Below are 20,049 nucleotides of genomic sequence, written 5' to 3' on the forward strand. Positions count from 1 at the left end.
GCCGACCCGGCCGGGGCGGCGGCGTCAGGCGACGCTCAGGACGATCTTCCCGGTGGTGCGGCCCTGCTCGCCGATCTCGTGCGCCTTCGCGGCCTCGGCCAGCGGGACGACGGTCTCGACCACAGGCGTGAGCGCGCCCCGCTCGGCCAGTGCGGCGATCTCGCGCAGACCCAGGTGGTCGGGCTCGACCAGCATCCACACCGCCCGCACGTGACCGGGGACGTCGGCGGGGACGTCGTCGGGGCCGGGCAGGGTGATCAGCCGGCCGCGCGGGCGCAGCACCGTCAGGGACCGCTCGGCGTTCTGGCCGCCGAGCCCGTCCAGCACCACGTCCACGTCCCCGACGGCGTCCTCGAAGCGGACCGTGCGGTAGTCGATCACCTCGTCCGCGCCCAGCTGCCGCAGCAGGTCGTGCTTGCCGGCGCTGGCCGTGCCGATGACGTACGCGCCGCGGGCCTTGGCGATCTGCACGGCCAGGTGGCCGACCCCGCCGGCCGCCGGGGAGCCAGAATTCGAGGTCTTTGATCCTCGTCAAAGGGCATTCCCGGAAGAGGACTGCCGTTGTGATGGAGGACACGGGACGCAGCTTGATGTCTCCTGACCTGCTCAGATGCAAGGTCGGCGGAGTTTGTAAAAGAGTAGGGATGGGTGAACCTCTCGCGAATTTTCGTCGCGTTATATCGGCGATATATCGGCTCGTTGAGCCTGCTCCTGCTGGGCTTGGTATCTCGCAGCGGTCGGTGACGGTGTCGACGGTGGGGTTGGCGCCGGCGATCCGGAAGCTGGCGGACGAGAAGCTGCAGGTGCGTCTAGCGGTTTCCCTGCATACGCCGGATGACGGGCTGCGGGACACGCTGGTGCCGGTGAACAACCGGTGGTCGATCGACGAGGTGCTCTCGGCCGCGCGGTACTACGCCGACACTTCCGGTCGGCGAGTGTCGATCGAGTACGCCCTGATCCGGGATATCAATGACCAGCCGTGGCGTGCGGAGTTGCTGGCGAAGCGGCTGCGCCAGCACCTGGGTCAGCTGGTCCACGTCAACGTGATCCCGCTGAATCCGACGCCGGGTAGCAAGTGGGACGCGTCGCCGAAGCCGGTGGAGCGGGAATTCGTGCGCTTGGTGAACGCTGGCGGGGTCGCGTGCACCGTCCGGGACACCCGTGGCCAGGACATCGCCGCAGCCTGTGGCCAGCTGGCCGCTGAAGGCTGAGTTTGTTGGCTTCGATGATGGAGTGTTTGTCGTGATGTATGCGCCCAGCCTGCTGGACCCGGCTGCGGAATCGTTGAAGCTTGCGGATTTCAGTGGCGCGACGGACGTGGCTCGGGAGGCCCGGACGCTGCTTGGCGAGCGGTTCAGCTCGGTGACGTTCATGTACGTGCTGATGCGGGCGTACGAGGTCGAGTACAACGCGGCGCGGGATGCTTCGCGGTGGCACGAGTTCCACAGCGGGCCGCGGGCGCTGTCGGATGCCGATCTGGAGAAGCTGCTCGCTCCGTGGCTTGACCGCTGACCCGTGGCTCAGTTGAGCCGGTAGAGGCGTCCACTCTGGACGGCAAGCACGGCCAGTGGCCCGTTGGTCGGGCCGGCCGTTGCCTCCCACGCCGTCGCGCCGGGTCCGGCTTTCGTTGCCTGCCCGGCAATGAGTGGCAGGCCCGTGATGCCGCCGCCGGTGACCGTGCCGGTCTGGTCGGTGATGAGGATGCAGTCCGGCCGGGCGCCGTTGACGACGGCCCAGCCGGTGATGATGCCGCCGGCGATGGTGGCGGGAGTGTCGAGTGCTCCGGTCGCGTTGGCCGATGTCGGTTGTGCGGTCGTCAGGTCGAGGTGGCTGCCGAGTTCGGGGCCGCGGCAACCGAGCGTGAAGCTGCTGTCGAACGGGTAGGCGCCCAACGCTCGCGCCGCCGGGCCGGCGGCCCGCTGGATGTGCAGGGCATCGAGCGCGGCGGGCGCGTCGACGCGCAGGGCGATCGCGGACAGGCCGAGAGGTGCATAGCTGCGACGGACTTCATCGGCCTTCCCGCCGCCGATGGCGTGGGTGATCAGGGACAGCGCGACGACCGCCACGACGAGGTACTTCTTCGGCCACTGTGGACGGTGCAGAGTGGTCAGGACGAGCGCTGCGGTGGTGGCCATCGCGGCGACCAGGACGTACCGGCTGATCAGTCCGACGTTGCCCCCGGGGACGTTCGCTGTCGTCCGGCCGAGCGCGAGCATCAGGGCCAGGGTTAAGGCGTAGCAGGCCAAACCCGCCCACCCCGCGTCGGTCGCCGACCGGTCGATGATGGTGTGGCGCAGCAGCAGAGCGAGCAGGGCGATGGTGAGGCCTCCGGCGATCACCGCGAGAACGGCGATGTCCACCGACCACAGTCCACCGACCGCGGCGGCGGCGACGGAAAGCCGTCCGTCCGGGTCGAAGGCGTCGGTCGCGCCGGACTGCGTTCCGGCGGGTTTGGTCAGCCACCAGGCGATGAGGATGACGAACCCAGCCGTTCCGGGGAGCAGGACACGGAGCCGCGATTCCTTGCGGAGCAAGGCGATGCCGGCGATCACGAACCAGATCGGCAACGCTGCACCGAAACTCAGGCAGCCCAGCACCGCGGCCGCGTACGCGCCGACGTGGCGGCCGTGGTGGGCGCAGGCGATCGCGATGGTGCAGAACGTGACCGCGGGGACCCAGCTGATGCCGTTCGTGCTCTGCAGCCACAGTTCGGTGGCGTGGGAGCTGAACAGCAGCCACGATGTCGCCGCGGTCAGAGCCGTCCGCGTCGTCGGGTTCAGGTGCTGCGGCAGCATCGTGCGCAGCGCGAACACCGCGGCCGCAAGCAGGGCGATCGTCAGGACGGTCAGGACGCGGTTGTCGCCGCCGAACCACGCGGCGTCGGCGTAGAACAGCAGGGAAGGCACGACGAACGGCTGGTCGAGGTGGTAGGTGAAGACCTGGCCGAGCAGGAGGCCGCCGTTGTCGTCGGTGATCTTGGCGAAGACGTGCCAGTAGTCGAGCAGCACGTGCATCTTCGGCGCGCGCACTGCGGCCAGGAGTGCCAACGCGACGGGAACGGCGGCGAAGACCCACAGCGCCGCGGCGCCGAGCCGAGGCACGCCGTCGCGGCGGACCTTCGCGGTCGTGCGCGGGATCGGAGCGGTGACGTCCGGGGCGTCGAGCGCAGGCTGGGGCATGGATCTCCTGCCGGAGGCGGTATGTGGTCCGGCGACGGCCGGACCGGCAGCGATCGTAGCCGGTCATTCTCCGCTGGCAGACGGCGGTGACCAGGCCATATACCCGAACGGTAATCGCCTGACAACTGTGTGATTCGTCTCACTCGGTGATGTAACGACAGTGTGAGGTCCCACCGATGCAGGGTGCGGGCGCGGGACGAAAAGACCCGACCTACCAGGGCAAATCGGGCATTACCTGCACGAAGCGCCGGCACCACCCCGCGGCAGTAGTCGTGCTCCGCGGGCCATTGGGGCGGCCTGGCAGATGCCGGGTCGCCGGGGGAGGAACTGGCCGTGCTGCGGTTGTCGCGCCCTGTCCAACTAGTCCGCTGGGTCAGAGCAGTCGTGCTCGCCCTGACAATGACCCTGCTCGTCGGCAGTACCGAGGCGATCGCGGCACCGCCGCGCCTGGCGGAAGCGCCGAAGCCGATCGATCCGCGTGACGTCGGGTTGCTGTCCTCGGCCACGCCCGCTCCTGTCGTGCCGCAGGCGCCGTCGGAGGCGGATTTCGCAGCTCAGAGCCGGTTGGACGGCGGCGCGGGAACGCATTTCGACCCGCAACGGTCGACGCCGGTGTCGCGGTCGATGTTCGTCACCGAGTACGTCAACGTCGACGGTACGCATTCGGTGCGGCAGTCGAACCAGCCACTGAACGTGCAGGACGAGAACGGCCAGTGGCAGCCGGTACAGACCATCTTGGCCACCGACCCGGCGACCAAGCGCGCCGACGCCGACCACCACCCGCTGAGCCCCTCCCTGGCCACCAAGGCCAACGACGCCGCGGTCCTGCAGGTCGAATCCGGCGGCCACACCGCGGGCCTGGCGCTCGACCAGGCCGCCCCGGCGGCCGCTGCGGTGAAGGGTGATTCGGTCACTTACCCGGAGGTCGCCGCGGGCATGGACCTGGACTACGAGGTCACGCCGGGCGCGGTGAAGGAGACAATTAAGCTCAAGCGCCCACCAATCGATGGCCGCTCGTCGTGGAAGTTCAAGCTCACCACCGGCGACCTGACGCCGAAGCTGGAGAAGAGCGGCGCCGTCACCCTGGCCGACGAGAGCGGTGCGGCGAAGATCGTGCTGCCGCCGATCGAGACCTGGGACTCCGCCGGCAACGGCGACACCGCACCGGCGATGACCGGCGGCACCTACACCCTCGACAAGGCCGGCACGGACTGGTGGCTGACCGTCGCGGTCGACCCGAACTGGCTGCGCGATCCGCAGCGGGTGTACCCGGTGTTCGTCGACCCGACGTTCACCTACGGCGTCACCGAGTCGCACTCCTACCGCTCCGACGGCACCAACTGCGACGCCTGCGGTCTGCGGATCGGCAACAGCCAGGCCAAGGGCGACACCTACAACCGCAGCGTCTTCCACATGGACTACTCGCCGCTGTTCGGTAAGACCGTGGTCGGCGCGCGCATGGACCTGACCCGCAACACCAGCGTGGTCGGGTCGCTGAAGACGTGGAACGCGAACCTGCACCACGCGTCGGCGTTCAACTTCAACGGCGTCGGCGGCTACATGACCAGCGCGCTGGTCGGTGACGTCGGCAGCTTCGTCGGCGAAGGCATGACCGGGTTCATCCGCGACCGCGTCAACGCCCGCGACGGCTCGGTCTTCTTTATGATGATCGGCGCCGAGAACCCGGGCACGTGGACCTACAAGAACCTCAACGCGACCCTCACCGTCGACACGGGCTCCCCGGCCCCGGCCGCGACACTGGTGGCCCCGGTCGACGGCACGGTGTCGACGTTGCTGACCCCGACGCTGTCGGTCAAGCCGGTCACCGACCCGGACGGTGAGGCCGTCAAGTACTGCTTCCGCATCGCGACCGGCGCCGACGCCAAGTCCGGTGTCGTCGTCGAGTCCGGTTGCCTGACCACCCCGAACTGGACGGTCCCGGCGGGGATCCTGCAGGACGGCGTCGCCTACACATGGCAGGCGATGACCTACAGCGGCACCACGACGATCACCCCGACGTGGATCGGGCACTTCAAGATTGACCAGCGGATCGGTGATCACGGCCCTTCGCCGACCGATGACGCCGGTGCGGTGACGGTGAACCTGGCCAACGGCAACGTTTCCACCAGTGAGCAAGCCCCGTCGTCCCTGACCGTCGGCGGCAGCGCCGGCGTGAGCTTCACCTACAACTCGCAGCAGATGGAGAACAAGGGCCTCAAGGCGTCCTACTTCGCCGACCTCTCCCACAACGGGATCATCAACGACGCGCAGCAACCGGTGCTGGTGCGGACCGAGCCGCAGGTCAACGTGGACTGGGGCACCGACTCGCCGTTCGCGCCGGCGTTGTCCGCGGACTGGTTCGTCGCCCGCTGGGAAGGGTTCTTCCAGGCACCGGTCACCGGCACGTACCAGTTCGCCGGTGTCCACGACGACGGCGGCACCGTGTGGATCAACAACGCCAAGGTCTACGAGGTCAATACTGCGAGCGATCTGAACTGGACCCAGGCGACCGGTGTCTCGCTGACCGCGGGGCAGCGTGTGCCGATCAAGGTCGAGAATGCCGAAGCGACCGGCGCGGCGAAGATGCGGCTGTTCGTCCGCACCACCGACAACACCACCGTCGCCCCGCAGATCGTGCCTGCCGACTGGCTGTTCACCTCCGACCTGCCGGTGCTGCCGCAGGGCTGGACTCTGTCGGCCGATCTGGATGGTGACGGTTCGAGCTACACCGAAGCCAAGGTCACCGACCAGAACATCGTGTTGACGGACGCGTCGGGTGCGAAGCACACCTGGACCAAGAAGAGCGCCGGTGGCTACACGCCTCCGCAGGACGAGGACGGTGTCCTGGCGCTCGACGTGGCCGGCAAGGTCACCCTGACCGACGGTGGCGAGGTGTTCGTCTTCCGCGCCGACGGCAAGCTCGAGAGCCAGACCGCCAGCACCGATTCGCGGAAGCCCGCGGCGCTGCAGTACGTCTACGACGGCACCCCGTCGCGGCTGCGCGAGATCAAGGACCCGGTCTCCGGACGGTCCCACGTACTGCGCTACAACCGTGCCGGCGACGACTGCTACGGCGGCGTCACTCCGCCACCCGGCGCCCAGGCGCTGCCGCCGTCGCAGATGCTGTGCCGCATCAGCTACTGGGACGGCACCGAAACCCGGCTTTGGTACGTCGGTGGCCAGCTGGGCCGGATCGAAGACCCGGGATCGGAGATCACCGACTACGGCTACAACGCCGCAGGGCTGCTCACCGGCACCCGGTCGAGCCTTGCGAACGACTGGATCGCCGCCGACCCGGCCAACCGCAAGGCCAACGAGGGCGACCTCACCTCCGTCGTCACCTACGACACCGGTGCCAAGCCCAAGGCGACCAACGTCAGCTTGGCGGTCGCCGCGATCGGCAAGCCCCGCGAAGGCACCGGCTACCGCTACGACCCGGCCAACCGCACGACCTACGTCGACACCGTGGGGCTTTCGCCCGCGATCGGGTTCTCCGGCAAGGTCACCTACGACGACGCCGATCGCACCCTGTCCACGACGGACAGTGCCGGCCGCGTGTCGACGCAGGAGTGGGGCCCCAAGGACCTCTCGCTGTCTACGACCGACCCGGCGGGCCGCAAGTCCACGACGGTGTACGACTACGCGGATCGCCCGGTCGATTCCTACGGGCCGGCGCCCGCGTCCTGCTTCACCGGTCAGCTGCCGAGCGGGACGTGCCCCGGCGGCATGGCCCACGGTCACAACGGCTATGACGAGGGCATCAACGGCCTGGCCGTCTCGTGGTACGACAACGACAAGCTCTCCGGTGCGCCGAGGACCTACACCACCGGCCTCGGCACCGCCGACGGCTCGTTCGTGAAGAACTGGAACAGCGACGCGCCGGGCACCGGGCCGCCCGCGGACCACTTCTCGCTCCGCGCCACCGGAGACATCGTCTTCCCCACGGCCGGGGATTACACCCTGCGGGTGCTTGCCGACGACGGCGTGCGGGTCTGGGTCGACGACCAGCTGGTCATCGACGACTGGATCAACACCACGCCGAAGTGGCGCCAGGCCGTCGTGCACGCCGACGCGTCCGGGCAGGCGAAGCGGATCCGGATCGACTACTACGAATTCGATCTCACCGCTCAACTGGAGCTGCACTGGACGACCCCGTCCGGCACCCAGCAGCCGGTTCCCGGCACGCAGCTGCGTCCGCGCTACGGGCTGAAGACGTCGACGACGGCGTCGGAGTCCGACGGGGTCGCGGACAAGGTGGCCACCACCAAGTTCGGCGAGAACGGCCTCGACCCGGTGTACGGGCTGGCGACGTCGGGGCTGGCCAGTCCCACCGGGCTGAAAGTCGCGGGTTCGGTGTCGTACGAGCCGCCGGGAACGGGCTACCTGCGCAAGACCGGCAAGACCATGCCGTCCGGCGCGAAGACCACCTACGCCTACTACGGCGACACCGAAAGCCGCGTCAACCCGTGCGCTCCCGGCAGCGTCGCGGTCAACCAGGGCGGCCTGCCGAAGCTGATCACGTCCACCGCACCCGCCGCGGGCCCGGCCCGGGTCGACGAGCAGGTCTACGACGCCTCCGGGCGAGTGGTCGCCGAGTCCTCCGGCGGCGACTGGACGTGCACCAGCTACGACAGCCAGGACCGGCCGCTGCAGGAGAAGGTGCCGGCGAGCAAGGACGCCCCGGCCCGGACCGTGACGCACGACTACGCGGTCGGTGGCGACCCGCTCACGTCATCGATCACCGACGACAAGGGCACCGTGACCACGGTCAGCGACCTGCTGGGGCGGGTCGTCGGCTACACCGACGTCAACGGCGTGCGCACCAGCACGAGCTACGACCAGGTCGGCCGGGTGACGTCCTCGACGATGACGCCACCGGACCCGGCGGACCCGCCGCGTACGGTGTCTTTCACCTACGACGACGCCGGCCGGGTGCTCACCCAGAAGCTCGACGGCCAGGTTCTCGCGACGGTCGGCTACGACAACGGCGGTGAGCTCGCCTCGGTCACCTACGGCAACGGCACGTCGCTGGCGTCGGTCACCAAGGACAACGGCGCCCGGCTCCTGTCCTTGGGGTGGAAGACGAGCGACGGGAAGGACGTCGTCTCGAAGGTCGGCCGCACGTCGGCGGGCACGATCGTCGACGAGTCCCTGGCCGGGACCGACGCCCGTCCGAACGCGCCGAACTACGTCTACGACGGTGTCGGCAGGCTGACCGAGGCCTACGTGGCCGGCCACCACTACACCTACGACTTCACCTCGAGCGCGTCGGCCACCTGCCCGGCAGGTACCCAGGCGAACGCCGGGCTGAACACCAACCGGATGCGGCTGCTCGACGAAACCGCAAGTGGAACCGCCGAAACCCGGTACTGCTACGACGCGGCAGACCGGCTGCTGGCCACCGAAGGTGCCTCCGCGCTGTCCGGGTTCACCTACGACGCGGAGGGCAACACCACGGGCTGGACCGCGGCCGACGGCAGCGCGACGACGCTGGCGTGGGACGGGTCCGGCCGCAACATCGGCGCGAAGACCACCGCTGGGGCGGGCGCGGCGGACATCGCCTACACGCGTGACGTGACCAACCGCATCGTCCGGCGCGACCCGCGCAACTGCGACAACAACACTGTCGTGCGCTATGGCTACAGCGGCGACGGGGACAGCCCGGACCTCACGCTGAGCACGAGCGGCCGGCTCACCACGCTGTCGCTGACCCTTCCGGGCGGGGTGCTCTACACGACGAAGGTGGGTTCCGACGGCGTATTCACTCCGTCTTTCGACCATCCGTCGATCCGCGGTGACCTGGTGCTGTCCACCGACGCGGCCGGCCACCAGGCCGGCGAACTGCGCACGTTCGACCCGTACGGCCAGCCGTTGGCCCCGTCGGGCGCGGTCGACACCCAGAACGTGCCGGACAACTCGCCGGGTTCGATGGACTACGGGTGGCTCGGTCAGTACCAGCGGCCCTACGAGCACACCGGTGCACTGTCGCTGGTCCAGATGGGCGCCCGTCCGTACAGCCCGCTGCTCGGCCGGTTCCTCTCGGTCGACCCGGTCGAGGGCGGCTCCGCCAACGACTACGACTACGTGGCCGGCGACCCGATCAACGCGATGGACCTCGACGGCAACTCGTGGTTCAGCTCGATCGTCAAGGCGGTCACCAAGGTCGCCCAGGTCGTCTCGTGGATTCCGGGGCCGATCGGAGCGGTGGCCAGCGGCGTCGCCGCGGTCGGCAATGCCATCCAGGGCAACTGGGGTGCGGCCGCGATGTACGCGTTCGGCGCAGTCACCGGCGGACTGGGTGGCGCGGTCGTCAAGGCGGCGAAGTTCGTGGGCAAGGCGGCGAAGTTCGTGGGCCCGGCGGTGAAAGCTGCCGGCAGGGTCGCCTCGGCTGCCAAGAGATCCGCGTCGATTGCTACGAAGACCACGGCCAAGTTCTTCCGCAACGGCAACAACTACGTGCGGATCGGCAAGCCGAACAACTTGTCGAGGTGGCGTGTGTCGCTCGGTCCGGCACCCAAGCACTACAAGAAGCTCGGCAGGCTCGGCAAGGCCTTGAACCCGATCCACGTCCACCTGGAATGGCGCAAGGTCGGCATAGACTTCAACTGGTTCAACAAGTCGTATTACAAGAAGTGGTGAGCACATGACATCAGGAGCGGGGCGCCGGCTCCTCGAGTTCCTCGGCGAGCTTCAGGTGACCACCAGGTGGACGGTGGTGGTCACCGATGAGGTCGGCGCCTCGTCGAGATGGCAGCTGAGTGGATCGACGTGGCAGGCCACTGTGACCGTGCAGCCACAGCGCTGGCTCGGCCTGGAGTTCGAGGCGCGTGACCCGGTGACCGGCAAGCGCGCCACTTACGACATCGACACCGACCTGTACGACATATCGAGGGACGACCAGCGCGAATTCGCGGAGGAAATCGAACGGGACATCATCGAATTCCTCGACGACCTCAGGAGGGGAGTCGTGCTGCGCGGAAACGACGGGACGAAATTCGTGCTCATCTTTCCGCTGGACGGTTCCTACGTCCGCGTGGTCCAGGGACGTGTCATGACCAGCGCTTCCACGCACGTCGATCTGGAGGCTGCACGGAAGGGTGGTGACTACCTCCCGTTGGAATGAGGAGCGGACCGGCCCGACGAGGTCCGCCGGACCTTTTTGTGCTCGACGTGATGATGCCCGGTGCTGAGGACAAGCTGCCGGCTTCGACTTGGGCGCTGACGACCGCCTCTACCAAGCCCTACGACCTGCCCCGCCGCTGCGGGTGGGTGATCTGTCGCTGGACGTACCCCGACACATCGTCCGAGGCGAGCTGTCTCGCCCGGGAGGCCGTCGACCTCGCCTTCGTCGCCGTTCTGCAGCACCTGTGTGCGTTGCAGCGGGCCCTAAGACGCTCGACACGGCCTACGCCTATCAGGCGGCGGGTGATGTGGTGCGTGCGATCCCGTTGTACAAGGCCGCCCTCGCCGAGAGCGAGCGAGTGCTGGGACCCGATCACTCTATAACCAGGACCATCCGTTCTAACCTCGACAGGCTGCGATAGGCCTGAAGCCACCGTGCCGTGGTTACGACACTGGCCGGCGGTTGCGCCGCACGTCCGCTCCTCGGCAGAAGAGGACGTTCAAGTGTGATGTGAGCACCGAGGCGGGCGGTTTGTGTGCGCCCCAGGGGTCAGCGATCGTCGGGTCAGGGCTGGCGGAGGTTGTCGATCACAGCTTCGGCCATCTTCGCTACCCCGGCAGCAACGGTCGTTAGCCGGTAGTTCTGGGCAGATCATTTTCGATGATCTGGAAGGTGAGGATCTGCTGGTCGGTGACTTGGACCGATATCGAGCAGTCGGTCGTGTCTCCGCGCTGGTGGTAGACGATCGTGGGCAGGTCATCGGTCGACTTCTCGGTCTGCGGCTCCAGTTCGTCTGCTGTACGTGCTGGTGAGGCCGACGGCGCGGTGAGCGGGAGTGTCTTCCTGGCCGGTTTGGAGACGGTCGCGTTCGCGCCCATCGATTCGATTCACGAGCAGCCGTAACAGGGGCGGTTTCCTGAACAGCTGCACCCCGTCGGGAGGATCGGCCACCGCGGCGGCGATCTGGTCCTTCGTGGGCTGGCTGCATGGATCGGCGTCGAACTTCGTCAGGTCAAGCGGGCGGTCGACTTGGTCTAATGGCAGCGGGGCACCGGTCTGCGCCGGCGACGGCGGCTGGGCCAGCGCACGGTCGGTGTCGACGAGCTGCACTCGGTGAGTGGGCTCGCCGACACCCGGGCCAACGGGCTCGGTTCCCGGAGTCGCCGCTTCGGGAGTGGCCTACCTCGGACAAGGTCGGCGCGCTCCAGGGTGACGAGGAACACAGGCACGCGCAGCGGTGTTCTGACCTGCATAGACGTCGGCCACTGTGCTTTGTAAAAGGGTAATGATGGGTGAGCCGCTGGCCAACTACAAGCGGGTGGTGGCGGCGGTGCGCCGGATCACGGATCCCGCTCCCGGTGGCCTGGGCATCGGCCAGCGTTCGGTGACGGTGTCGACCGTGGGCCTGGCGCCGGCGATCCGCAAGCTGGCGGACGAGAAGATGCAGGTGCGGCTGGCGGTGTCGCTGCACACGCCGGACGACGAGCTGCGGGACACGTTGGTGCCGGTGAACGAGCGGTGGTCGGTGGACGAGGTTTTGTCGGCGGCGCGGTATTACGCGGACACGTCGGGGCGGCGGGTGTCGATCGAGTACGCGTTGATCCGGGACATCAATGATCAGCCGTGGCGGGCGGAGCTGCTGGCGAAGCGGTTGCGAAAGCACTTGGGTCAGCTGGTGCATGTCAACGTGATTCCGTTGAACCCGACGCCGGGTTCGAAGTGGGATGCTTCGCCGAAGCCGGTGGAGCGGGAGTTCGTGCGGCTGGTGAACGCCGGCGGAGTAGCGTGCACGGTGCGCGACACGCGCGGCCGGGAGATCGCCGCGGCGTGTGGGCAGCTGGCCGCTGAAGGCTGATTCTGTTCAGTGATGGAGAAATTGTCGTGATGTATGCCCCCAGCCTGCTGGACCCGGCTGCGGAATCGTTGAAGCTGGCCGACTTCCGCGGCGCGACGGACGTCGCCCGCGGGGCGCGCTCCCTGTTGGGTGAACGCTTCAGCTCGGTGACGTTCATGTACGTCCTGATGCGGGCGTTCGAGGTCGAGTACACGGCAGCGTGTGACGCGGCGCGGTGGCACGAGTTCCACGGTGGTCCGCGTGCGTTGTCGGACGCTGATCTGGAGAACCTGCTCGCTCCGTGGCTTGACCGCTGACCGCTGACCGTTGCCGGGGCCGCGCCGGCGAGGTCACGCGGTTCAGTGCTCAGCCGACCCGGTAGAGACGTCCGCCCTGGGCGGCCAGCAGAGCGGCGACCAGGACGTATCGGCTGTTCAGGCCGACGTTGCCGCCTGCCGAAGGCTGGGTATGCGCTCCGGCGAGGGCGCGACCGGCTGCGATCGTAGCCGGTGAGTTTCCGGCCGCAGAGTGACTACGTCCCGCTGGAATGAGGCCCGGGCACGCGAATGCCGCTACCGGGTCGCCGCGGAAACCAGGGCCTCGGAGAGGGTCACGAGCTCGCGGACGTCGTCGTCGAGGCCGCCGCCCTCGGGGACGGCGACCGGCATGCCCTCGGGAGGCACCGGTTCGCGGCGGGCGTGGGCGCGCAGGGCTTCGGTGAGCCGGTCGGCCAGGGGACCGTCGTGGTCCAGGTGGGCGAGGTACGGGCTGATCCGGACCAGCCCGTCGCGGCATTCGATGACCCGCCGGTAGTAGCGGCGGTGCACGCCCAGCAGGCTGAGGGTGTCCCGCCACGAGGCGATCGGCTTCCGGCTCAGCGCGTCCTCCGGGAACGCCTCGTGCAGACGTGTCCACAGTGGACGGAGCTGGTGGTAGGTCCGCAGGTGCTGCCACCACACGCGGGCCGCGGCCAGCCGGGTGGCGACTCCGGGGTAGGACAGGCCGACGACGAGCAGGATCGCGCTCGGGAACACCAGGAAGACCGTGGCCTGCACCAGCAGCCAGGGGATCGCCGCGCCCGCCCAGCGCACGAGGACCACCGCGATCAGGGTCGCGCCGCCCAGCGCGCCGATGGCGAAACCGGCGGACGCCACCGAGAGCCCGCGGGCCAGCCGGGGCGCGGCGCCCCGCGCATGGCGCCGGGCGAAGAAGCACGCACTCGCGATGCCGTAGGTGAGGTACAGGTCGGCCGCGAGGTAGAAGACCGAGACGCCGGCGCGGGGGTACTGCGGCGGCGGGACGTCGGGCATGAGCACCGTGACGATCGCCATCACCAGGATCGCGGCGCCCAGCGGCACCGCTTCCAGCCAGGCGCGCCGCCGGGCCCGTGCCGCCGGAAGCGCCGAGAACAGGAAGAAGCACGCCAGGGAGTACACGAGCCCGCACAGGAAGATGTGCTGGAACAGCAGCGGCACGACCGATCCGGGATCCGGCTGGTTGACGTCCCCGGCGAGGAGGCCGAGCGGGTAGGCGGCCGCGAAGCAGGCCAGGCAGGCGGTGACCATCCAGCGCGCCACGTCGCCCGGGGCCCGGGTGAGCTGGTAGATCTTCCACACCAGGGCGGGGAAGAGGATCACCCCCTGCACCACGATGAGCGCGATCTTGCTGTTCACAGCCAGCCCAGCCGTTCGTCCAGCGCGGCCTCGATCCGCTGCGCGGTACCGGCGTCCGATGCCTCCGGGGCGACCCGGTCCAGCACGGACGCCCATTCCAGGATGATCGTCGCGACCGTCTCGGCTTCCCGCTCGTGGTCGGTGTCGTAGGACGTGCGCAGGAGCGCCTGCCGGATCGGCTCCGGTTCCAGATCCGGGTACTGCTCCTGCAGGTCTCCGCGCGGGGTCAGCCCGCCGGCCAGGCCGTGGTTCTCCGCGGTGGCGCCGTGACCGGCCAGCATGTGGCCCAGCTCGTGCAGGATGATGTGGCGCTGGTGGGCCTTGCTCGTGTCCTGCTGGTAGACGATGTAGTCGGCCCGGCCGGTGGCGATCCAGGCACCGAACGGCCCCGGCACCGGGATCCGGTGCGGGATCAGGCGGATCGGCCGACCGCGCTGTTCCCCCATGCTGCGGCACAGTTCGAGGACGTCGAGCGGCGGCTTGATGCCCAGTTCGTTCAGCAGCCGCCTGCAGCGGCGCCGCAACTCGCGTTCCTTCACCAGCCGCCTTGCCATCGCCTTCGGAGCACCACGGGCGGTAGCCCGTTCCACTCTTACGGTAGACGACCGCACCCCGGACGATCATCGCCCGCCCTGGGGACAGCGGTCCCGGGTAGCGGCGGCCGAACTCAGCGCGGGCGGCCCGGCGCCCACAGGCCGTCCGCGTCGCCGGCTTCCAGACGGCCCCGGTACACGCCGATCTTGCGGTCGATCAGTGTCAGGTTCTCCTGCAGCTCCGCCAGCCTCGCCAGCACGTCGGCGCGGTGTTCCTCCAGCAGCGCCAGGCGTTCCGGCTCGTTGCCGCGGCCGGCGGCGACCAGGTCCGCGTAGCGGCGGATCGTCTTGATCGGCATGCCCGTCGCGCGGAGCTTGGTGCAGATCTTGATCCAGTCGAGGTCCGGCTGCCGGTAGCGGCGCCGGCCGCCGCTCGTGCGGTCGACGCGGGTCACCACCAGGCCCGCTCGTTCGTAGTAGCGCAGCGTGTGCGCGCTGACCCCGGTGCGGCGGGCCGCGTCCGCGATGGTCAGGCCGTCCGCGGGGATCGGGTTGACTTCGAGCACGCTCTAAATCCTAGCGTCGGAGGCATGAACGTTCCGGCCGCCGGCCGCCCGGGCCTCGTGCTCGCGATCTGCTGCGCCAGCATCGTCGTCGTGGTGATGGACATCTCCATCGTCACCGTCGCCCTGCCCTCGATCCGCCACGACCTGGGCGCTTCCGTCTCCGGCCTGCAGTGGACCGTCGACGCCTACACGCTGGTGCTGGCGGCTTTCCTCGTGCTCGCCGGTTCGGCCGCCGACCGGTTCGGCCGCAAGCGCGTCTTCCGGTGCGGGCTCGCCCTCTTCGGCCTCGGGTCGCTGCTGTGCAGCCTCGCCCCCGGCATCGGCTGGCTGATCGCGGCCCGCGCGCTGCAGGCCGCCGGTGGCACCATGCTCAACCCGGTCGCGATGGCCATCGTCGCCACCACCTTCCCCGCGCCGGCCGAGCGCGCCCGCGCCATCGGCGTGTTCGGCTCGATGTCCGGGCTGGCGCTGGCGCTCGGGCCGATCCTCGGCGGCGCGCTCGTCGACGGCTTCGGCTGGCGGGCCGTCTTCTGGGTCAACGTCCCGATCATCGCCGCCGCCCTCGTCGCCACGACGTTGTTCGTGCCCGAGTCCCGCGCGCCGCGGGCCCGCCGCTTCGACCCGGTCGGGCAGCTTCTCGTGCTGCTGGTGCTCGGCAGCGTCGTCTCCGCTCTCATCGAGTCGCACCGGCTGGGCTGGACGTCACCGTGGATCCTCGGCCTGCTCGCCCTCGCCGGGCTCGGCGTGCTGGGCATCCTGCGCCACGAACCGCGCCGCACCGACCCGCTGCTCGAACTGCGCCTGTTCCGCAGCGTGTCCTTCAGCGCGGCGATCGTGATGGCGCTGTTCGCGCTCTGCGGCTTCGGCGCGTTCCTCTTCGTCACGACGCAGTACCTGCAGGACGTCCGGGGCATGACACCGCTGACGGCGGGCCTGTGCCTGCTGCCGGTCGGCGTGCTCGTGCTGGTCCTCTCGCCGCGGACCGGACGGTTCGTCGGCACGCGCGGGCCGCGGTGGCCGCTGGTCGTCGCCGGTGTGGCGCTCGCCGCGGGCGGCGCCGTCTCCGCGTGGCTCGGCCCGGCCACGCCGCTCCCCGCCGTGCTCGCGACCTTCCTGCTGTTCGGCGTGTTCCTCGGCACGGTCAACCCGCCGATCACCAACACCGCCGTCTCCGGGATGCCGGGGTCGATGGCCGGGGTGGCCGCGTCGCTGGCCTCCTCCGGACGGCAGACCGGCACCACCCTGGGCGTCGCGCTCGCCGGCACCGGCGCCGGGCACGGCGTGTGGTGGCTGGTCGCCGGGCTCGGGGCCGGTCTCGTCGTCCTGGCGCTGCTCAGCACCGGACGCCGGGCGGCCGCGACGGCCGACCGGGCGGCCGCGCTGTTCGACGAGCTCAGCCTCCCGCGACCGACGGGATGATCTGCACCTCGGCGTCCTCGCGCAGCACCGTCGCGGGGCCGTCGCGGCGTCGGCACTCCTCGCCGTCGACGTAGAAGTTGACGTACCGGCGCAGTCCCGCCTGCTCGTCGCGCAGCCGCCGTTCCAGCGCCGGGTACCGCTCGGCGAGCGCGTCGAGCACCGCACCCAGCGTGGCCGGTTCGGCAACCTCGACGGCCAGCCGGGCTTCGCCGCCGGCCTTCTCCCGCAGCGTCCCGGGCAGCAGCACGGTGATCCGCACGGGTCACACCCTCGCGGCGCGGACGCTCAGCACGTCGGGCAGGTGCGCCGTGACGAGCTGCCAGCTGTCGCCGTCGTCGCGGCTGGCGTAGACGTCGCCGGTCCGCGAGCCGAAGTACACCCCGGCCGGGTCGGCGTCGTCGGTGCACATCGCGTCCCGCATGACGCCCGCCCAGTACCCGTCCGGCAGGCCCGCCCCCAGCGCCTCCCACGACTTCCCGGCGTCCTCGCTGCGGTACACCCGGCACCGGCCGTCCGGCGGGAACCGCATCGCGTCGGCGACCAGGGGAAAGGTGTAGATCACCTCGGGCCGGTGCGGGTGGACGACCATCGGGAAGCCGAAGTCGCTGGGCAGGCCGTCGGCGATCGACTGCCAGGTCGCGCCCGCGTCGTCACTGCGGTAGACGCCGTGGTGGACCTGCGCGAACAGGCGGTCCGGCTCGGCCGGGTGCCGCGCGACCTTGTGCACGCACTGGCCGTACTCGGGGTACGGGTCGGGCACGTGGACCGCCTTGATGCCCGTGTTGCTCGCCGCCCAGGTCTCGCCGCCGTCTTCGGTGCGGTAGACGCCGCCGGTGGACATCGCCACGGTGACGCGGCCGGCGTCGGTGGGGTGCGGGAGCACGGTGTGGATGGCCTTGCCGCCGCCTCCGGGCGTCCAGTGCTCGCGGTGCGGGTGGTCCCACAGGCCGCGGACGAACTCGTAGGTGCGGCCGCCGTCGGTGGAGCGGAACAGGGCGGACGGCTCGGTGCCGGCGTAGACGACGTCCGGCTCGCTCGCCGGCCCCGGCACGAGCTGCCACGCTCTGGCCAGGGACTCGCCGGTGTCCGGCGGGAACGCGATCGGGGCGTGGTCGGGTTCGGCCCAGGTCGCGCCCAGGTCGTCGCTGGTGGCCACGCTCGGCCCGAAGTGCTCGCTGGTGACCCCGGCCAGCAGCCGCGGCGTGGCGCGGCGCGTGTCGATGCCGACCGCGTACACCTCGGTCATCGGGTGGTGCGGGCCGGTGACCTCCCAGGAGGCCCGGTCGTCCGTGCTGGTGGCCAGCCACAGGCCCTTGCGGGTTCCGATCGCGAGCAGGACGGTCATCCGGCACCTTCCTCCGGTTCGTGTGGTGACTCAGGTCACAGGTACTCTGCCGGAAAAATCGCCCCGGGGAAATGTCGAACACCGGATCCGGTCGTTCGACGTGGGGGTGAAGGCCGGTCACCGCGTCCGGGAACGCACCGGACCCCGGCCGACGAACACAGGGAGCAGACCATGCGGTTTCTCATGATGCACCGGGTCGACGAGCACGACCCCCAGTCGTGGAACCCCAGCCCGGAGTTCATCGAGAAGATGGGCGCGTTCATCCAGGAGTCGGCGGAAAAGGACATCCTGATCACGGCGGAGGGCGTCCACCCGACGGAGAAGGGCTCGCTGGTCCGCAAGCCCCGCGGCGCGGCGATCCGCGTGACGGACGGGCCGTTCGCCGAGGCCAAGGAGGTCATCGGCGGGTTCGCGCTGATCAACGCGGCGGACCGGGCGGAGGCCGTCGAGTTCGCCAAGCGGTACGTCGAGCTGTTCGACCAGGAGATCGAGGTGGAGATCCGCCAGGTCGTCGAGTTCGACGAGCTGCCGACGCAGGGGTGACGGCGGCCGGTGGCGCCGGCCGGGCCACGGCTCCGGGGGTGGAGCGATGGTCCCGGTCATCCGGCGCCACCGGCAACGTCGGCGGGGAGGCGGCGCTGCCGTCCCGCGCTCGCCTTCCGCGACTCGTGGCTGCTGCTTCAGAGCGTGAGCACGACCTTGCCCGTCGAGTGTCCCCTGTGGACGTAGTCGATCGCGGCCACGGCGTCGGCGAGCGCGTACGTCCGGTCGAGCAAGGGCGTGATGTCCCCGGCCTCGGCCAGTTCGCGCAGCACTTCGAGGTCTTTGCCGCGGACCGTGGAGACGAGCCCGCGCAGCCGGTGCCCCACGAACGGGCTGAGCAGCGCCGCGCCGGCGACCCGCTGGATCCCGCCCAGCCACCGGCCGCCGCCCTCGCCGCCGACGAGCACCAGCGTGCCGCCCGGGGTCAGCGCCCGGCGCAGGTACGAGAGCCCGCGCATGCTCGCCGTGTCCAGGACGAGGTCGTACCGCCGCTCGGTGAAGTCTTCGCGGGTGTAGTCGACGACGTGGTCCGCGCCGAGCTTGCGGACGACGTCCGTCTTCCCCGTGCTGCACACCGCCGTGACTTCGGCGCCGAAGGTCTTGGCCAGCTGCACCGCGAACGACCCGACGCCGCCCGCGGCGCCGATCACCAGCACCGACTGCCCCGGCCGGACGCGGCCGGCGTCACGCAGGCCCTGCAGGGCGGTGCAGCCGGAGATGGCGAGGGCCGCGGCTTGCTCGAACGAAAGCCGGGCCGGTTTCACCGCGATCCGATCCGCCTTCGCGACGGCGTACTCGGCGAACGAGCCGGTGCACTCGCCGAACACCGCGTCGCCCGGCCGGACCTTCGTGACGCCGTCGCCGGTTTCCTCGACCGTGCCCGCGAAGTCGAGGCCGCGCACCGGATCCTTCGGCGCGCGCAGCCCGAAACCGAGCAGGCGCAGCAGGTACGGCTGCCCGGTGACGAGGTGCCAGACGCCCGGGTCCACGCCGGCCGCGTGCACGCGCACGAGGACCTCGCCGGGCCCGGGCGCCGGTCTCGCGATGTCGCGCGGTTCGAGCACGCCGGTGTTTCCGTAGCGGTCTTGGACGAGGGCTTTCACGAGGACTCCTCCGGGTAGTGGAACACGTCTTCGAGCGGTACCCCGAACACGTGCGCGATCTGGAACGCCAGTTCCAGCGAAGGCGAGTACCGGCCCTGCTCGATGGCGATGACGGTCTGGCGGGTGACGCCGATCCGGGCGGCGAGGTCGGCCTGGGTCATCTGGCCGTGCGCGAACCGGAGGGCGCGGAGCGAGTTGGTGACGCGGGTCGGTTTCACCACGGCTGGAAACCCCGCCGGTAGGCGAAGATCCGGGCGATCGACCCGAGGATCGCCGAGAGCGTGAAGGCCAGGTAGACGGCGTTGGCGATCCAGAAGTGCGGCGCCTCGGCCAGCGACAGCAGCAGCGCCGCCACGGCGCCGATGACGACGAACGAGTGGCCGACGTACTCGCCGAACCGGCCGATCTCGCGGTCGCGCTGGTCGGCTTTCCCGGCGTCGCCCGAAATCACCGAGGTGAGGATCGAGGCGAGGATGCTGAGCACGATCGTCCCGGCGATGGATGCCCCGACCGTCCACAGCAACGCCCCGGCGTAGGGCGTCTCGGCGAGCGGCCGTCCGCCGGCCCGGCCGAGGACCACGACGAGGTAGACCGCATAGCTCGCGATCGCGGCGGCCCCCAGGATCCACGCCCGTATCTCTTCGTGTGTCACGCCCGCTCCCCGATGTAAAACAACTTTGACATCGCCCAAAGTAAAGCATCTTGGACATCAAGTCAAAGATTCTTGACAT

The 20,049-nt window shown here is 69.8% G+C and carries 17 protein-coding genes and 2 pseudogenes; 8 read left to right on the forward strand and 11 right to left on the reverse strand.

Annotation, left to right across the window (positions count from 1 at the left end; all coding sequences use genetic code 11):
- Positions 1-24 precede the first annotated feature (24 nt).
- The gene (locus ACLJQE_RS39295; RefSeq protein ID WP_410644820.1) at positions 25-477 is read right to left on the reverse strand and encodes a zinc-binding dehydrogenase; all 453 of its coding nucleotides are present in this window, start codon (positions 475-477) and stop codon (positions 25-27) included.
- Between the two features lie 161 nt (positions 478-638).
- Here ACLJQE_RS39295 and ACLJQE_RS39300 point away from each other — a divergent pair.
- Both ACLJQE_RS39300 and ACLJQE_RS39305 read left to right on the forward strand, forming a co-directional pair.
- Positions 639-1,211: pseudogene (locus tag ACLJQE_RS39300) on the forward strand (radical SAM protein); the annotation flags it as partial.
- Between the two features lie 34 nt (positions 1,212-1,245).
- On the forward strand, positions 1,246-1,512 hold the full coding sequence (locus tag ACLJQE_RS39305; protein WP_410644821.1) for a hypothetical protein: 267 nt from the start codon (positions 1,246-1,248) through the stop codon (positions 1,510-1,512).
- An 8-nt stretch (positions 1,513-1,520) separates the two neighbouring features.
- On the opposite strand, the gene ACLJQE_RS39310 is transcribed toward ACLJQE_RS39305, so the two are convergent.
- Entirely contained in the window at positions 1,521-3,179 is a 1,659-nt protein-coding gene (locus ACLJQE_RS39310; RefSeq protein ID WP_410644705.1) for a DUF2079 domain-containing protein, read from the reverse strand.
- 384 nt (positions 3,180-3,563) lie between these two features.
- Here ACLJQE_RS39310 and ACLJQE_RS39315 point away from each other — a divergent pair, with 384 nt between their 5' ends.
- Together ACLJQE_RS39315 and ACLJQE_RS39320 are read left to right on the forward strand one after the other, a co-directional pair.
- Positions 3,564-9,818, forward strand: coding sequence for a PA14 domain-containing protein (locus tag ACLJQE_RS39315; RefSeq protein WP_410644706.1), 6,255 nt, complete (start codon positions 3,564-3,566; stop codon positions 9,816-9,818).
- Between the two features lie 4 nt (positions 9,819-9,822).
- The gene (locus ACLJQE_RS39320) at positions 9,823-10,302 is read left to right on the forward strand and encodes a hypothetical protein (protein ID WP_410644707.1); all 480 of its coding nucleotides are present in this window, start codon (positions 9,823-9,825) and stop codon (positions 10,300-10,302) included.
- Positions 10,303-10,931: 629 nt separating this feature from the next.
- Here ACLJQE_RS39320 and ACLJQE_RS39325 read toward each other — a convergent pair.
- A complete protein-coding gene (locus tag ACLJQE_RS39325) occupies positions 10,932-11,180 on the reverse strand; it encodes a hypothetical protein (RefSeq protein ID WP_410644708.1) in 249 nt (82 codons plus the stop codon).
- A gap of 410 nt (positions 11,181-11,590) precedes the next feature.
- Between ACLJQE_RS39325 and ACLJQE_RS39330 the strand changes: the two are divergent.
- Positions 11,591-12,157, forward strand: a pseudogene (locus ACLJQE_RS39330) (radical SAM protein); the annotation flags it as partial.
- A gap of 29 nt (positions 12,158-12,186) precedes the next feature.
- Positions 12,187-12,453 carry a hypothetical protein gene (locus tag ACLJQE_RS39335; RefSeq protein WP_410644700.1) on the forward strand — a complete coding sequence of 89 codons (267 nt, stop codon included), beginning with the start codon at positions 12,187-12,189 and terminating at the stop codon, positions 12,451-12,453.
- A 255-nt stretch (positions 12,454-12,708) separates the two neighbouring features.
- On the opposite strand, the gene ACLJQE_RS39340 is transcribed toward ACLJQE_RS39335, so the two are convergent.
- The 3 genes from ACLJQE_RS39340 to ACLJQE_RS39350 all read right to left on the reverse strand — a co-directional run bounded on the left by ACLJQE_RS39340 (position 12,709) and on the right by ACLJQE_RS39350 (position 14,908).
- Positions 12,709-13,809, reverse strand: a complete 1,101-nt coding sequence (locus ACLJQE_RS39340; RefSeq protein ID WP_410644709.1) for an MAB_1171c family putative transporter — start codon at positions 13,807-13,809, stop codon at positions 12,709-12,711.
- Positions 13,806-14,348: a hypothetical protein gene (locus tag ACLJQE_RS39345; RefSeq protein WP_410644822.1), complete on the reverse strand. Its 543-nt coding sequence runs from the start codon at positions 14,346-14,348 to the stop codon at positions 13,806-13,808. The genes ACLJQE_RS39340 and ACLJQE_RS39345 overlap by 4 nt, the downstream gene beginning before the upstream one ends.
- 128 nt (positions 14,349-14,476) lie before the next feature.
- Positions 14,477-14,908, reverse strand: a complete 432-nt coding sequence (locus ACLJQE_RS39350) for a MerR family transcriptional regulator (RefSeq protein ID WP_410644710.1) — start codon at positions 14,906-14,908, stop codon at positions 14,477-14,479.
- 24 nt (positions 14,909-14,932) lie between these two features.
- Here ACLJQE_RS39350 and ACLJQE_RS39355 point away from each other — a divergent pair, with 24 nt between their 5' ends.
- Positions 14,933-16,327, forward strand: a complete 1,395-nt coding sequence (locus ACLJQE_RS39355; RefSeq protein WP_410644711.1) for an MFS transporter — start codon at positions 14,933-14,935, stop codon at positions 16,325-16,327.
- On the opposite strand, the gene ACLJQE_RS39360 is transcribed toward ACLJQE_RS39355, so the two are convergent.
- Together ACLJQE_RS39360 and ACLJQE_RS39365 are read right to left on the reverse strand one after the other, a co-directional pair.
- Positions 16,302-16,586 (reverse strand): ubiquitin-like small modifier protein 1, encoded by a 285-nt coding sequence (locus ACLJQE_RS39360; protein ID WP_410644713.1) that lies wholly within the window; start codon positions 16,584-16,586, stop codon positions 16,302-16,304. The two genes, ACLJQE_RS39355 and ACLJQE_RS39360, sit on opposite strands and share 26 nt — an antisense overlap.
- A gap of 3 nt (positions 16,587-16,589) precedes the next feature.
- The gene (locus ACLJQE_RS39365) at positions 16,590-17,672 is read right to left on the reverse strand and encodes an exo-alpha-sialidase (protein WP_410644715.1); all 1,083 of its coding nucleotides are present in this window, start codon (positions 17,670-17,672) and stop codon (positions 16,590-16,592) included.
- Positions 17,673-17,843: 171 nt separating this feature from the next.
- On the opposite strand from ACLJQE_RS39365, the gene ACLJQE_RS39370 reads away from it, so the two are divergent.
- Complete coding sequence (locus tag ACLJQE_RS39370) at positions 17,844-18,215, forward strand: YciI family protein (protein WP_410644716.1); 372 nt, start codon at positions 17,844-17,846, stop codon at positions 18,213-18,215.
- A gap of 137 nt (positions 18,216-18,352) precedes the next feature.
- Here the strand turns inward: ACLJQE_RS39370 and ACLJQE_RS39375 are convergent, their stop codons facing one another.
- Genes ACLJQE_RS39375 through ACLJQE_RS39385 form a run of 3 tightly spaced genes read right to left on the reverse strand, consistent with a single transcriptional unit; the run spans position 18,353 to position 19,970 of the window.
- Entirely contained in the window at positions 18,353-19,318 is a 966-nt protein-coding gene (locus tag ACLJQE_RS39375) for an NAD(P)-dependent alcohol dehydrogenase (RefSeq protein ID WP_410644717.1), read from the reverse strand.
- On the reverse strand, positions 19,315-19,539 hold the full coding sequence (locus tag ACLJQE_RS39380) for a helix-turn-helix transcriptional regulator (protein WP_410644718.1): 225 nt from the start codon (positions 19,537-19,539) through the stop codon (positions 19,315-19,317). The genes ACLJQE_RS39375 and ACLJQE_RS39380 overlap by 4 nt, the downstream gene beginning before the upstream one ends.
- On the reverse strand, positions 19,533-19,970 hold the full coding sequence (locus tag ACLJQE_RS39385; RefSeq protein ID WP_410644719.1) for a hypothetical protein: 438 nt from the start codon (positions 19,968-19,970) through the stop codon (positions 19,533-19,535). The genes ACLJQE_RS39380 and ACLJQE_RS39385 overlap by 7 nt, the downstream gene beginning before the upstream one ends.
- Positions 19,971-20,049 lie beyond the last annotated feature (79 nt).

The organism is Amycolatopsis sp. lyj-346, from assembly GCF_046548975.1.
Taxonomy (GTDB): Bacteria; Actinomycetota; Actinomycetes; order Mycobacteriales; family Pseudonocardiaceae; genus Amycolatopsis.

Excerpts from the sequence above, each read along its gene's own strand:
- ACLJQE_RS39305 (WP_410644821.1), top strand. The coding sequence starts at position 1,246 with ATGTATGCGCCCAGCCTGCTGGACCCGGCTGCGGAATCGTTGAAGCTT.
- ACLJQE_RS39310 (WP_410644705.1), bottom strand. The coding sequence starts at position 3,179 with ATGCCCCAGCCTGCGCTCGACGCCCCGGACGTCACCGCTCCGATCCCG.
- ACLJQE_RS39320 (WP_410644707.1), top strand. The coding sequence starts at position 9,823 with ATGACATCAGGAGCGGGGCGCCGGCTCCTCGAGTTCCTCGGCGAGCTT.
- ACLJQE_RS39325 (WP_410644708.1), bottom strand. The coding sequence starts at position 11,180 with ATGGGCGCGAACGCGACCGTCTCCAAACCGGCCAGGAAGACACTCCCG.
- ACLJQE_RS39335 (WP_410644700.1), top strand. The coding sequence starts at position 12,187 with ATGTATGCCCCCAGCCTGCTGGACCCGGCTGCGGAATCGTTGAAGCTG.
- ACLJQE_RS39355 (WP_410644711.1), top strand. The coding sequence starts at position 14,933 with ATGAACGTTCCGGCCGCCGGCCGCCCGGGCCTCGTGCTCGCGATCTGC.
- ACLJQE_RS39365 (WP_410644715.1), bottom strand. The coding sequence starts at position 17,672 with ATGACCGTCCTGCTCGCGATCGGAACCCGCAAGGGCCTGTGGCTGGCC.
- ACLJQE_RS39370 (WP_410644716.1), top strand. The coding sequence starts at position 17,844 with ATGCGGTTTCTCATGATGCACCGGGTCGACGAGCACGACCCCCAGTCG.